Below are 13636 nucleotides of genomic sequence, written 5' to 3'. Positions count from 1 at the left end.
TAACATGAGTGAAAACCAAATAGAGATAAAAGATGTTTGGAAAGTTTACGGTAGGGACCCTAAAAGGGTCCTTAAAAAGGACTTTAAGTCCCTTTCTAAAAATGAGATACAAAAAAAAACAGGATGTATTGTTGGTCTTAAAAACATAAATCTTGAGATAAAAAGAGGAGAGTTCTATATGTTAATGGGACTCTCTGGTAGTGGTAAATCAACCCTACTTAGAAATATTATTAGACTTGTAAACCCTACATCTGGGTCTATTGTCATTAATGGAAAAGATGTAACAAAAATGAATAATGATGAGTTACTCGATTTTAGAAAAGAGACCTTTGGAATGGTATTCCAGCACTACGGTCTATTTCCCCATCTTACAGTTTTAGAAAATGCAGCTTATGGTTTAAAAGTAAAGGGTATTTCTAAGGAAGAGAGAAGTGCTAAAGCATTAGAAGTTTTAGAAACTGTAGGTTTAAAGGGGTGGGAGTACTACTATCCTAAAAATTTAAGTGGTGGTATGCAGCAAAGAGTAGGAATAGCTCGAGCTCTAGCAAACGATCCAGAGATTCTTCTAATGGATGAGCCTTTTAGTGGTTTAGACCCATTAATAAAACGAGAGATGCAGGATGAGTTAGTCGAGTTACAAGATAGATTACAAAAGACAATTATATTTGTTACCCATGATCTTCACGAAGCATTAAAACTTGGGGACAGAATAGCAATATTAAAAGATGGTGAAGTTATCCAAGAGGGAACCCCTGAAGAGATAATTAGTAAGCCAGAGGACTCCTATGTAGAGGAGTTCGTTAAGGACGCATCACCTGCTAAGGTTTTAACAGCAGGGTCAGTATTAGAGCAACCATCAACACTTATTTATGCATGGGAAGGTCCAAGAACAGCTTTAACACTTATGAGTAAGGCAAATAGAAAGAGTGCCTTTATTGTTAATAAAAAAAGAGAATTTTTAGGGGTTGTTAATGAAAAAGATCTTCTTAAAATTGTAGAGACAGATAGTGATGTAAAAGTTATTCCTGAATCAATAATAAAAAAGAGAGAGTCTGTAACAATGGATACTATATTAGAGGACATGTTTACTCTATTTGCTCAAAATCAACACCCTATTGCTGTTGTAGATGAGAAAGGGAAATTTAAAGGTAAAATAACATCCGATATAATATTTGAAAACATTATCCCTTATGAAGGAGATTTAAATGAGTAGTTTTCCAGATATAATAAATATTCCATTAGATGTATGGATAGACAATGTAATGGATTGGTTATTACTACACCTAGAGTTTTTCTTTGATTTTATAGGTGCAGTAATTCTTCAAGTGATAGTAACATTTGAAAATATATTTCTTTATCTTCCTTGGTTTATTTTTATACCAATAGTTGGTTTCCTTGGATGGAAGCTAGTAGGGAGTAAAGTTACAGGTATTGTTTTTATGGCTCTTCTGTTTTTAATTGGTACTTTTGGTTATTGGGAACTATCAATGAGAACTTTAAGCCTTGTAATTACATCAGTATTCTTTTCATTACTACTTGGTATTCCCCAGGGAATTATCATGGCAAGAAGTGACAAGGTTGAAGGCTTTATGAAACCCCTTCTAGATGGAATGCAGACAATGCCAAGTTTTGTATACTTAATTCCAGCTCTAATGTTTTTTGGTATGGGTAAGGTTCCAGCAATGTTTGCAACAATAATTTATGCAGTACCCCCAGTAATAAGATTAACAAATGTGGGTATTAGAAATGTCGATAAAGAGGCTGTAGAAGCTGCCTTAGCCTATGGAGCGTCTAAGAAACAGGTCCTTTTTGATGTTCAACTACCCCTAGCAAAACCAAGTATTATGGTTGGTATTAACCAGACTACCATGATGGCACTAGCAATGGTTGTTATTGGCTCAATGATTGGAGCAAAGGGTCTAGGAATGGAAGTTCTACTAGCAATTAATAGAATTGAAGTTGGTCGAGGTTTTGAAGCTGGTATATCAATTGTTGTTCTTGCAATTATTATTGATAGAATTACATTTTCATTTTCAAAAAAGAAATAACAGTTTAAAAGATATATAAGTTATTAAATATAAGAGGGAGTTTGAATTAAAACTTCCTCTTTTTTATTTATAATTTTATGCAAAAAATAGACCTTATAAAAGAGTAAACCCCAGTTCAGGCAAAACTGGGGTTTATATAATCCAACTAACTATGAGCCTCTTTGGGAGGGATGCTCATAAAAAGTTTAATCATTATCATCAGGCAAATAAGACAATGACCTAGGCAACACATATATCACTTTGGAGGGGATATTTTGTATTACAATATTAGTATCGGTGAAGAGTCTAAGAACTTAAGTTAAAATTTAAAAAAAATGAAAAAATATTTTTATTGATTATAATATGTGATATTCTTTATATATGTTAAGAGAAGATAAATTGAGAAAACTAAGGGATAAAATGGCTTTAGCGGGTCTAAATGCTGTTATAATTCCTAGTACAGACCCTCACTCAAGTGAGTATGTTCATGAGCATTGGAAGAGTAGAGCTTGGTTCTCTGGTTTTAATGGTAGTGCAGGAACTCTAGTGGTTACAGAAAATATGTCAGGTTTATGGACTGATTTTAGATACTATATTGAAGCAAGTAATGTATTAAAAGAGTGTGAGATAGAACTATATAGGGATGGTTTAGAAGAAACACCTTCAATATTGGATTTCCTTAAAAGTAATCTCAAAAAAGGGGATACCCTAGGTTTTGATGGTACACTATTCTCCACATCAGACTTTGAAAAGTACAACTTAGAATTAAAAAAGTTTGATATATCCATAGATAATAGCTTTGATCCTGTGGAAGGTCTTTGGGAAGATAGACCTGAAGCTCCTATGTCAAAGGCATTTGACCTACCTGTAAGGTTTAGTGGTGAGTCAAGGGAAGATAAAATATTAAGGGTACGTAATAAGATGAAGGGTGTAGGGGCTAATACCTATATTGTCTCCTCTTTAGCAGATATAGCTTGGCTTCTAAACATTAGGGGAGAAGATGTCCGTTTTACACCGTTAATTGTATCCTATCTTATTGTAGACTTAAACAATGTTAACCTATTTATTAAGAACGAAAAACTTCCTAAAAAATTAAAAGTGGAATTAGAAAAAGCAGGAATTACCATAAATAATTATGATGTTATTGGGGACTATATAATTAAGCTTAAAAAGGACTCTGTTATCTATTATATGCCCGAGTCTTTAAACTGTTTTTTATCAACACTTATAAACCAGGATATAAAAGTTATTCGAGGTGTCGATCTTGTTACAGATTTAAAAGCTATAAAAAATAAGACAGAGATAGATAACATTAGAAGTGCCATGGAAAAAGATGGTGCAGCCCTTGTTAAGTTCTTTAAAGAGTTTGAACATAGAATAAAGGATGAAGAGTTTACTGAGTATACACTTGCTCCTCTATTAAGAGAGAAACGATTAGGAATGGAAGGCTGTGTTGATGAGAGTTTTAGTCCAATTATAGGTTATCACAGTAATGGAGCCCTTTGCCACTATAGTGCAGATGAGAAGAGTGCAAAGTTAATAAAAAGGGATGGTTTGCTCCTTATAGATTCTGGAGGACAGTACTATGAAGGTACTACGGATATAACTAGAACTATTAGCCTAGGTAACGCAACAGTTGAGGAGATTTTGCACTATACCCTGGTTCTAAAGGGACATATAAAACTTAGTATGGCTAAGTTCCCTGAGGGAACAACAGGGGCACAGTTGGATATATTAGCTCGGGAGCCCTTATGGGAGCATGGTTTAAACTTTGGTCACGGTACAGGGCATGGTGTTGGTTATTTTCTAGGTGTCCATGAGGGACCTCAAAACATCTCTCCAAAGGGTTTTAAAGCTCCTATAAAAGAGGGAATGATTACTTCTAATGAGCCTGGGTTATATATAGAGGGTAAACACGGTATTCGAATAGAGAATCTAGTACTTACAAAATTTGATAGTGATGGTTTATATCAGAAGTTCTTAGGTTTTGAAACATTAACCCTTTATCCCTACGATTTAGAATTAATCGATAGTGAGCTTCTATCTATTAAAGAGATTGAGTGGATAAATAACTATCATAAAGAGGTTAAAACTCGGCTTTCTAAGTACCTCACAGCAGATGAAAATACTTGGTTAGAAGATAAAACTCGTGAAATATAGGTTTCCATCCTGGTTATTGGCCCTATTTGCTTGTCTTTTGTGGTCTACAGCCTTTGTTGGGGTAAAATATTCAATAACTTTTGCCCCACCACTTTTTGTTGCAGGAATTAGATTTTTTTTAGCTGGTTTAATTTTAATCCCCTTTGCCGGGGAGGGCTATTTTAAAGAGATACAAGGACACTTTAAACTAATTGTTATTGTTGGTTTTCTACAAACATTTTCAGTCTACTTATTATTCTTTTTGTCCTTATCAAGAATTAAAGCTTCAACTGGAGCTGCACTAGTTGGTTTGGGGCCACTTATTGGAGCTGTTTTAGGCCACGTCTTTATTAAAACTGATAAATTTAATAGAAAAAAGATAATTAGTTTTATTTTAGGTATCTCTGGAGTGACCCTTGTTTCCTTAAGTGGAGGTAAAAATGGTTCACTACCCAATAATAATGTTTATTCTAAACTCCCTAGCTGGAGGTATAAGTAACATAGTTGTATTAAAGTACAATAAGGAAGTTAGACCTGGTATTTTAACTTCAGCCCAACTTCTACTTGGGGGTGTTATGCTTTTTACTCTTTCACTATTTATATATGATGATCTTACATTTTTATTACCTATGAAATTTTATCTCTCCCTTGGATGGTTAATTTTCGTTTCAGCAGCTGGTTTTTCTATATGGTATTATCTTCTTGCAAAGAGGAAGGAGAGCCTTATCTCTATGAATATATGGAAGTTTATAATGCCTGTAAGCGGAGGTGTTCTAAGCTGGATTATTATGCCTAATGACTCTCCTACCTTTAAATCAATTGTAGGAATGTTAATAGTCGCTCTATCCTTTATTGTCTATTATTACAGGCCTAATAAGAGGGTTTAACTTTTTTATCAAGAATAGAACCATAAATTATTAGAAAGAGGGCTGGAAAGTATAGTACTGAGTTAACTACTAATACTAAATTAAAAGAATAAATAAACTTATCATAAGCTATAACTATGTCAGATATAATAAAGGAGATTACTCCTATTTTAATTAATTTATCTGTGTCTTCCTTTATAAAAACTACAATAGCTAATAAAAATATTACTCCTATATATAACCAAACAGGAATTAGTAAATCCTCTGGAGCTACTCTAAATGTCCAAGCAACATAAAATGCAAATATGGTTAGTGGTAATGTTTTAATTAGAATTCTATCAAAGCTAAATTTGTAATTTATTGTAAAGTAGATAATAAAAACTATGTGGGCTAGGGCAAAAGAACATAGTCCATAAACAAAAAAAAGTTCTGGGTTTAAATCTAAAAAAAGATCCCCTAACATAGAGGCTAAAAGTGATATTACCAGTAGGTAAGAGTTTTTGAAACAATTTTTTAGAAGTAAACAAAGTGTATAAATAGTAGGGAGAAGTTTTAATATAAAGGAGTAAGTATAATTAGAAAAAAAGAGTAATCTAATAATATATAGGATAACTAATAGTGTGAATATTATATAATGTCTATATTTTCTCATTTTATAAATCCTTTTTAAGCCCAATCAACTACGTAGTAATTTTGATCCTGTTTTGGAAGAAGCCTTAATCTATATTTTTCAGGATTTTGGAGTTCTTTTACAGAATTATTAGATACCACTATATCCTTTTTTAATTTATATCCTAACTCTTTTAACTGTATAACATTACTTATAGTATCCGATATTATAATTGAGTCTAACCTTTTTACATCACCAACAGTGCCTATTAAAACTTCGCCTTTGTCTATACCAATATTAATTTTAAGTGGGGCTAAATTATTAAACATTCTCTCGTTATTGTAATGTATTAATGTTGTTCTTATATATAGGGAGGATTTTAAAGCATCACCACTACCTGATGGAAACAGGGCTATAAACCCATTTTCTGTATACTTCTCTATAAAACCATTACATCTAGTTATTAATGTACCAAATCTAGTAGTAAATAAGTTTATTTCTTTTAGTTTTTCCTCATCGGATAAAGAACTAAAAGAATCATTAGAATACTCCCTATCTAAAATAAGGACAGCCATCTCCTGCTTAATTGAATCTCCTGATTTCACATCTACAATTTCATTTTTTTTAAGATAGAGAAGAATTTGATTAGGTATAAACCTCTCTAAAGATCGATTTTGAGTCTTTAAATTATTAGAATATATTTCAACTTCATGGAATATTGTTGAAAATCTTTTAGATATAAAAAAACTATGAGTAAGGGTGTATATTAATAAACCTATTGGGGCTAGGTAGATACTATCAATAATTTCATTTGATAAAAGAACATCATTTATACTTGCTGAAAAAAGAAATAACATTCCTGATAGGGATATTAGAGCTCCATCCTCTCTATTTACAAATGCTCTAATTATACTTGATAAAAGGTAAATAGAAGTAATCATAAGAAAGTATTCGTAGAAAGATAAAAACCTGTGGTGAAACATTGGAGGGGTAAAAATATGTATAAATAGCCAGAGTCCTGCAACATATAAAACCGTATTAATTACTATCTTATTTATATATTTGGGGAAAATCACACTAAAAAATAGGAAAAATAGTGGAAGGGTAAGGTGAGCAGAGAGGTGTTCTATACTAAAACATATCCTCCACATTAACTCAGATACAGGTAGTAGTTCAATTAGTATCCTCTCCCCTGTTATTAAGTTTCTTATGCTCATTAATATACAGATAAGGGAGAACCAAAGGGTACTTTTATCCTTTCTTCTAAGTAGATAAAGTGCTAAATGATAAACCCCCATAATTAATAATGCACCTGAAATTAAAGAGGATATAACAATATCAATAAATCTTTTATGGTTTATATCCTTAGTTCTACCAATAGTTAAACTGTCCCATGTACCTGTATAGGGAACTAAGTAGTTTGAAACATGCATAATTAAAATGTTATCTTCTCTGTTTAAAGTAAAAGGAACAACTTTTAAATTACTATTTGGAATATAATCCTTAATGGAGTTTGATGTTTTACCTATTTCTACTAACTTAGTTTCATTTAAGTATAGTGTTGTTGAGGATATAGCATTTGGAACTCTAATTGACCATGAATCAATACTTTTAGGTAACTTTAATCTTAAAACAAAAGTACCACGGTTTATTAGGTTATTTTTACTTTCAAGAAGGGTTAGCTTTTGCCATAAACCAGGGAAATCTTTATATACCCTATAACCATCATCTAAACTGTTTATTACTTCATTATAACTTAGTAATTTATCAGGCCAAAAAATCCAATCCCCATCTAGCTTAACAATCTCTCCTTTATCAAAAAGAATATTTGAAAAATTAGTAATACCGTTATCAATTAAAACAGAATTAATCTGTTTATAAGTGCAAGAGGTGGCTGTTAATATTATAAAAACTATAATGAACTTAATTTTCAAAAAATAATCCTGAATATTGATATAATTAAATTATATATTATTATATTTATTTAACAAGATTTTTAATTTTTGAAAGAAGAAAAAGTGACCCTGGTTAAAAATGAATAAAAATCAAATTATATAGTCAGGAGGAAGTCTCAGGGTCACCTTAAAAGATATATACTTAGCCTTATATGACTAAGTATCCATTACTTTAATACAGCTAGTGCAGCATCATAATTAGGTTCATTTACTGTTTCTGATACTAATTCAGTGTAAATAACTTCACCCTTTTCATTAACTACTACTACTGATCTCGCTAATAGACCAACTAGGGGGCCAGTTTTAAAGTCTACCCCGTATAAATTCCCAAAATCTTTATCTCTAAAGTTAGAAGCTGTTTCAACATTTTCAATACCTTCTGCTACACAGAACCTTCCCGCTGCAAATGGCAGATCTGCTGAAATACATAAAACTACTGTATCCTTTAAATCTGCTGCACTCTTATTAAATGCCCTTACAGATGCTGCGCATGTTCCTGTGTCAAGAGAAGGAAAAATATTTAAAACAACCTTTTTCCCTAAGTAATCAGATAAACTAATATCTGATAAATCCTGCTTTACTAGTTTAAAGTCTGGTGCCTTACTACCTACAGATGGAAGTACTCCTACTGTCTCAATTTTATTGCCTTCTAATGTTACTGTTGCCATTTATATATCCTTATTTTTATTTATTTAATTATGTTTACAATATAAGATATAAAACTATTATTGTAAATAGTAATTATTACTATTTATGATATTTTAATGGTTGTGGTTAAAACTTAATAGACAATCATCACTCAACTCTTCGTTTATAAACCCCTTAAGTGATAAAATATTAAATATATAATAACCTATACAAAATTTTAGAAAAGTCTCCGTTAATGCAAAAAAAATTAAAAAGAAGAGTAGAGTATTTGCAAATAAAATATAACCGTTAAATAGAAACAGTATAATTATAGATTCGGTAATTATAGCAAGTAGTAGAGCAAAATGTTTAGCATTAGCACTTATCTTTTTTGTTCTAAAATTTGCTATTGGTAGAATTGTAATCTTTGAAAACCTTGTAAGGAAAGAGTGCTTAGGTGTTAAAAAAAATGAAACTATGTTATCGCATAATAAAACTAAAAGTGGTACTAAGCTATGACTTATAAAGGTTGATACACCTAGAATAACGCACAGTAGTGCAGCAGCTCTTACCGAATCTTCGTCTAATTCATCTTTATATTTAAATATAATCATAATTAATAAGTATAATGCAAATTTTCTTTATGTAAACATTAAATCTTAACTTATGTTAATGTTTATTACCATTTTCAAGTAATTTGTTAAGATTCAAATATGTATCCAATAAATAGTAGTTATTTGACCTCTATTGCCAATTATTAATAAAAATAATAAAATTGTTCTAATTTTTTATTGAATTTAAGGAGTGTCGTTTTGTATAAGCAAGTAGACCCAAGGGTAAGTTTTCCTTTAATGGAAGAAGAAATATTAAAGTTCTGGAAGGAAAAGGATATTTTTAAAAGATCTATTGAACAAAGAGAAGGCTGCCAAGAGTATATTATGTTTGATGGACCTCCATTCGCAACCGGACTTCCCCATTTTGGGCACTTTGTTCCAGGAACTATAAAGGATATATTCCCAAGATATCAAACAATGAAGGGTAAAAAAGTAGAGAGACGATTTGGGTGGGACTGTCATGGTCTGCCTGTAGAGTTCGAAATGGAGAAAGAGCTTGGAATCTCTGGTAAAACAGAGATTGAGAAGTACGGTATACCTGAGTTTAATGAAAAATGTCGATCTATTGTATTAAGATTCACAAAAGAGTGGGAGTCTGTAATAAACCGTTTAGGTAGATGGGTAGACTTTGATAATGATTATAAAACAATGGATCCTGACTATATGGAGTCTATATGGTGGGTATTTAAACAGCTTTGGGATAAAGAGTTAGTATATGAAGGTCATAGAATTATGCCCTATTGTCCTAGGTGTTCCACAGTTCTATCAACCCATGAGTTAAATATGGGTGGGTACGAAGATGTTCACGATAACGCTATAACAGTAAAGTTTAAGTTAAAAGATGAAGACAATACATTTTTTATGGCATGGACTACAACACCATGGACACTACCTAGTAACTTAGCTTTAGCTGTAGGGCCTGAAATAGAGTATGTTAAAGTTAAGGATAAGGATGAAGATTGTTATTATATAATGGCTAAGGAGAGGGTTTCTGCCTACTACAAGCTAGAAGAAGGGGAGAGCCTTGATATAGTTTGGGAGAAGAAGGGTAGTGACCTTTTAGGTTTATCCTATGAACCTTTAATGCCATACTTTGAAGATGCAGTAGAGCAGGGAGCTTTTAAAGTTTTTACAGCAGACTATGTAACTACTGATAGTGGTACAGGTATTGTTCATATTGCTCCAGGATTTGGTGAGGACGACCACCTTGTATTAAAGGGAACAGGAATTAAAACAGTTTGTCCGATAGATGGTGAGTGTAAATTTACTGGAGAAATTCCTGATTATAAAGATAGGTATGTAAAAGATTGTGATAAAGATATAACTAATAGACTCAAGGAAGAGGGTAAGTTAATAAAAAGAGAGCAGTATCTTCATAGTTACCCCCACTGCTGGAGGTGTAAAAGCCCTCTAATTTATAGAGCTATAAGTTCATGGTTTATAGATGTAGACCAGATTAAAGATAAAATGTTAAGTGCAAATGAGCAGATTAACTGGGTTCCTTCCCATTTACAAAAAGGGCGTTTTGGTAAGTGGTTAGAAGGAGCTAGGGAGTGGTCTGTATCTAGAAATAGATATTGGGGTAATCCTATTCCTATATGGCAGTGTCCTGATTGTAAAAAGGATATCTGTATTGGTTCAAGACAAGAGTTAGAAAATCTATCAGGGAAAACTGATATAGATGACCTACATAAACACTTTGTTGATGATATTACTATTCCATGTAGTTGTGGTGGAACAATGAAAAGGGTTGAAGAGGTATTAGACTGTTGGTTTGAATCTGGAGCTATGCCCTATGCTCAAAACCACTACCCATTTGAAAATAAAGAGATGTTCGAAGCCAACTATCCTGCAGATTTTATATCTGAAGGTTTAGACCAGACTAGGGGTTGGTTTTACACTTTAACTGTTTTAGCAGCAGCACTTTTTGATAAACCTGCATTTAAAAATGTTGTTGTTAATGGTTTAGTTTTAGCAGCAGATGGTAAAAAAATGTCCAAGAGTCTTAGAAACTATACAGACCCAATGGAAGTTATAAACAATTTTGGTGCAGATGCCCTAAGGCTATTTTTAATGCATAGTTCTGTGGTTAAGGGTGAGGGATTAAAATACTCTGACGATGGGGTAAAAGATGTATTAAAATCAATAATTCTACCACTTTGGAACGCATACTCCTTCTTTATTACATATGCTAATATTGATAATGTTACAATTAAGCAGGGACCTAAAAACCCTGAAAACCCATTAGATAAGTGGATAATATCTGAAACAGAGACATTAATCGCCAATGTAACAGAAAAATTAGATGCCTATGATGTAAGAGAAGCCATAGATGAGTTTGTTAAGTTTATTGACTCATTAAATAATTGGTATATAAGAAGAAGTCGAAAGAGATTCTGGAAGTCAGAGAGTGATAATGATAAAACAGAAGCTTACCAAGCAATTTGGTACGCTTTAATGAACCTTGTAAAAGTTGCTTGTCCATTTGTTCCATATATTTCAGAGGAGATCTATCAAAACCTAAGGACAGAGGATATGCCAGAATCTGTTCATCTATGTGATTTCCCTGTAGCAAAAGTGGAGAATAGGGATGAGAGACTAGAGTTAAAAATGTCCTTAACTAGACAGGCTGTATCTATGGGACGTGCGTTAAGATCTCTACATACACTAAAAACCAGGCAGCCTTTAAAATCTATGTTTATGGTAACTCGGGATGAAAACGAGAAGAGTGTACTACTTGAAATGTCTGATATAATTAAAGAAGAGCTAAATGTTAAAGAGGTTCTTTTAAGAGAGAATGAAGAGGAGTTAGTAGAGTATAGCTGTAAGGCAAACTTTAAAGTACTTGGTAAACTGTTAGGTAAAAACATGAAAAATGCAGCAGCTGAAATTAGTAAGCTAGATGGTTCTGCAATAAAGGGATTATTAGAGGGTAAAACTTTAACTGTATCCTATGTTGGTTCCAATAAAACAGAACAGGATGTGGAAATAACTGAAGAGCATGTTGTAATTTCAAGGGCCGAGAAAGAGGGGCTTAAGGTATTAAACGAGGGAATGTTAACAATAGCCTTAGACGCAGTTTTAACTGATGAGTTAATTCAGGAAGGTATAGTTCGAGACATAATTCGTGGTGTTAATAATTTAAGAAAAGATAGTAACCTTGAAGTTGTAGATAGAATTAGTCTAGGAATAGAGGGTTCAGATAAAGTTAAAGAGGCAGCAGAGAGTTTTAAAGAGTATTTATTAAATGAAACTTTAGCTACAACTTTAGATTTTACATCAAAGGAGTTCTCCAATGAAGTATCATGTGGAGATGAAACATGCACAATCTTTTTAGAAAAAGCATAATTATTATAGCAGGCTTAGGCCTGCTATTTTTATATAGCTGCCAGACAAATCCTCCATCTTTAAGGATACAAGAGAGCGTCTCTATTGATAACCTCTTTTCTGATCAGAGAGATTCAATTATCTATGTGGATTTTAAAGAGAATCAGTCTATTATTAATGGAGTTCTCGCTACATACAATCTAGATAAGTTTACTAAAGGTTTTATAACTCAAAGTTTTGATGTTTTTCTTGGACTTAACAGTGATATTAAATCTGGTTTTGATGGTGTTCTTCGAGGGGACTTTTCTAGGGGTAAGAGTGAGTTTGGACTATTTTTATCTTTCTCCTGGAAAAAAGTTAAGGATAGAGGTATTAAGTATTGGGTAAATAAAGATGGTGTAAAAATTTACTTTTCTGATAATAATACTATTATCTTTTCCTCTTTGGATATTGTTCCAATAATTAAAAAACATAGAGAGTTCAGTTTAGAAACTCCAGTAGATGCTATTCTATTTATTAAACCTAGGGTTGAAGATGAGTTAACTAAAAGACTTAGTAATGGATTTATACAAGGTGGAGTTAAAAGTTTAAAATTATCTTTAAATCCCAGAAATCTTGAGTATACTATTATAGGAGAGCTAGGATTTGAAACAATTAATAAAGCAAAAGCCTTTAATCGTTTGCTAAACCTATTTTTTAAGTTCTCATCCCTGACTTCTAACAGTGTTATTCTTAATGATATAAGTCAAAATATAGAGGTTAGGACAGAAAATAATTTTGTAGTATTGGAAAATATAGCTATAAATGAGAAAATAATTGTAGATTTTATTAATAATATTATATTTTTAGAAGGAGAGGCCGACAAATGAAAATAGGGATTGTAGATTATAATGCAGGAAATCTTACAAGTGTAGTCTCTGCTTTAAGTTTTATAGGTTCTGACTATGTGGTTTCTTCTGAACACTCTGTTTTAATGGGGTGTGACAAATTGATATTCCCTGGAGTAGGTGAAGCAAACTGGGCTATGGAGCAACTAAGAGTTAGGGATTTAGAGAGGAGTTTAAGGGAATTTAAAAAGAGTGGGAAACCTATTTTAGGTATCTGTCTTGGATCTCAGATTATTCTTGATCACTCCCAGGAGAGCGATACTAACTGTCTTGGATTGGTTCCAGGAGAGGCAAAACACTTTCCAAAGGATATGGGGTTAAAGATTCCCCACATAGGTTGGAATACCGTTGAGCATAATGGTAAGGGTATTTTTAGAGGTATTCCAAAGGAAGCATCTTTCTATTTTGTGCACTCTTACTATGTAGAACCAAAGGATAAAAAAAATGTTATAGGAAAAACAACTTATGGCATTGAGTTTTGTTCAAGTGTAGAATATGAGAATATTACTGCTTTTCAGTTTCATCCAGAGAAATCTGGGGAAGTAGGTTTACAACTTCTTCGTAACTTTGTAGAGGCTTAATAA

General features: G+C 32.4%; 12 protein-coding genes. 8 read left to right on the top strand and 4 right to left on the bottom strand.

Annotation, left to right across the window (positions count from 1 at the left end):
- Window positions 1–4: 4 nt before the first annotated feature.
- From EW093_RS04650 to EW093_RS04630, 5 genes are all read left to right on the top strand, one after another.
- The gene (locus tag EW093_RS04650) at window positions 5–1213 is read left to right on the top strand and encodes a quaternary amine ABC transporter ATP-binding protein (protein WP_149567276.1); all 1209 of its coding nucleotides are present in this window, start codon (window positions 5–7) and stop codon (window positions 1211–1213) included.
- Window positions 1206–2048 carry an ABC transporter permease gene (locus tag EW093_RS04645; RefSeq protein WP_149567275.1) on the top strand — a complete coding sequence of 281 codons (843 nt, stop codon included), beginning with the start codon at window positions 1206–1208 and terminating at the stop codon, window positions 2046–2048. Before EW093_RS04650 ends, EW093_RS04645 begins: the two co-directional genes overlap by 8 nt.
- Window positions 2049–2408: 360 nt before the next feature.
- The gene (locus EW093_RS04640; RefSeq protein WP_149567274.1) at window positions 2409–4187 is read left to right on the top strand and encodes an aminopeptidase P family protein; all 1779 of its coding nucleotides are present in this window, start codon (window positions 2409–2411) and stop codon (window positions 4185–4187) included.
- The gene (locus tag EW093_RS04635; protein WP_187759833.1) at window positions 4177–4665 is read left to right on the top strand and encodes a DMT family transporter; all 489 of its coding nucleotides are present in this window, start codon (window positions 4177–4179) and stop codon (window positions 4663–4665) included. Before EW093_RS04640 ends, EW093_RS04635 begins: the two co-directional genes overlap by 11 nt.
- Window positions 4607–5053, top strand: a complete 447-nt coding sequence (locus tag EW093_RS04630; RefSeq protein WP_149567272.1) for an EamA family transporter — start codon at window positions 4607–4609, stop codon at window positions 5051–5053. Before EW093_RS04635 ends, EW093_RS04630 begins: the two co-directional genes overlap by 59 nt.
- Here EW093_RS04630 and EW093_RS04625 read toward each other — a convergent pair.
- The 4 genes from EW093_RS04625 to EW093_RS04610 form a co-directional block, all read right to left on the bottom strand.
- Window positions 5037–5684 carry a lysoplasmalogenase family protein gene (locus EW093_RS04625; RefSeq protein ID WP_149567271.1) on the bottom strand — a complete coding sequence of 216 codons (648 nt, stop codon included), beginning with the start codon at window positions 5682–5684 and terminating at the stop codon, window positions 5037–5039. The two genes, EW093_RS04630 and EW093_RS04625, sit on opposite strands and share 17 nt — an antisense overlap.
- A 14-nt stretch (window positions 5685–5698) precedes the next feature.
- Window positions 5699–7576, bottom strand: coding sequence for an adenylate/guanylate cyclase domain-containing protein (locus EW093_RS04620; RefSeq protein WP_149567270.1), 1878 nt, complete (start codon window positions 7574–7576; stop codon window positions 5699–5701).
- A 188-nt stretch (window positions 7577–7764) separates the two neighbouring features.
- A complete protein-coding gene (gene tpx, locus EW093_RS04615) occupies window positions 7765–8265 on the bottom strand; it encodes a thiol peroxidase (protein ID WP_149567269.1) in 501 nt (166 codons plus the stop codon).
- 93 nt (window positions 8266–8358) lie between these two features.
- Window positions 8359–8838, bottom strand: coding sequence for a DUF4395 family protein (locus EW093_RS04610; protein WP_149567268.1), 480 nt, complete (start codon window positions 8836–8838; stop codon window positions 8359–8361).
- Between the two features lie 198 nt (window positions 8839–9036).
- Between EW093_RS04610 and ileS the strand changes: the two genes are divergently transcribed.
- Genes ileS through hisH form a run of 3 tightly spaced genes read left to right on the top strand, consistent with a single transcriptional unit; the run spans window position 9037 to window position 13633 of the window.
- Window positions 9037–12186, top strand: coding sequence for an isoleucine--tRNA ligase (ileS, locus tag EW093_RS04605; protein ID WP_149567267.1), 3150 nt, complete (start codon window positions 9037–9039; stop codon window positions 12184–12186).
- Window positions 12159–13034 (top strand): hypothetical protein, encoded by an 876-nt coding sequence (locus EW093_RS04600; RefSeq protein ID WP_149567266.1) that lies wholly within the window; start codon window positions 12159–12161, stop codon window positions 13032–13034. Before ileS ends, EW093_RS04600 begins: the two co-directional genes overlap by 28 nt.
- A complete protein-coding gene (gene hisH, locus EW093_RS04595; protein WP_149567265.1) occupies window positions 13031–13633 on the top strand; it encodes an imidazole glycerol phosphate synthase subunit HisH in 603 nt (200 codons plus the stop codon). Before EW093_RS04600 ends, hisH begins: the two co-directional genes overlap by 4 nt.
- Window positions 13634–13636 lie beyond the last annotated feature (3 nt).

Origin of the sequence: Thiospirochaeta perfilievii (genome assembly GCF_008329945.1) — a bacterium.
GTDB classification, from domain to species: Bacteria; Spirochaetota; Spirochaetia; order DSM-2461; family DSM-2461; genus Thiospirochaeta; species Thiospirochaeta perfilievii.
This window is presented reverse-complemented; position numbering and strand designations above follow the sequence as displayed.

Bases quoted from the DNA above. Each gene is read 5' to 3' on its own strand.
- EW093_RS04650 (WP_149567276.1), top strand. From the start codon at position 5: ATGAGTGAAAACCAAATAGAGATAAAAGATGTTTGGAAAGTTTACGGT.
- EW093_RS04645 (WP_149567275.1), top strand. From the start codon at position 1,206: ATGAGTAGTTTTCCAGATATAATAAATATTCCATTAGATGTATGGATA.
- EW093_RS04640 (WP_149567274.1), top strand. From the start codon at position 2,409: ATGTTAAGAGAAGATAAATTGAGAAAACTAAGGGATAAAATGGCTTTA.
- EW093_RS04630 (WP_149567272.1), top strand. From the start codon at position 4,607: ATGGTTCACTACCCAATAATAATGTTTATTCTAAACTCCCTAGCTGGA.
- EW093_RS04625 (WP_149567271.1), bottom strand. From the start codon at position 5,684: ATGAGAAAATATAGACATTATATAATATTCACACTATTAGTTATCCTA.
- tpx (WP_149567269.1), bottom strand. From the start codon at position 8,265: ATGGCAACAGTAACATTAGAAGGCAATAAAATTGAGACAGTAGGAGTA.
- EW093_RS04610 (WP_149567268.1), bottom strand. From the start codon at position 8,838: ATGATTATATTTAAATATAAAGATGAATTAGACGAAGATTCGGTAAGA.
- EW093_RS04600 (WP_149567266.1), top strand. From the start codon at position 12,159: ATGCACAATCTTTTTAGAAAAAGCATAATTATTATAGCAGGCTTAGGC.
- hisH (WP_149567265.1), top strand. From the start codon at position 13,031: ATGAAAATAGGGATTGTAGATTATAATGCAGGAAATCTTACAAGTGTA.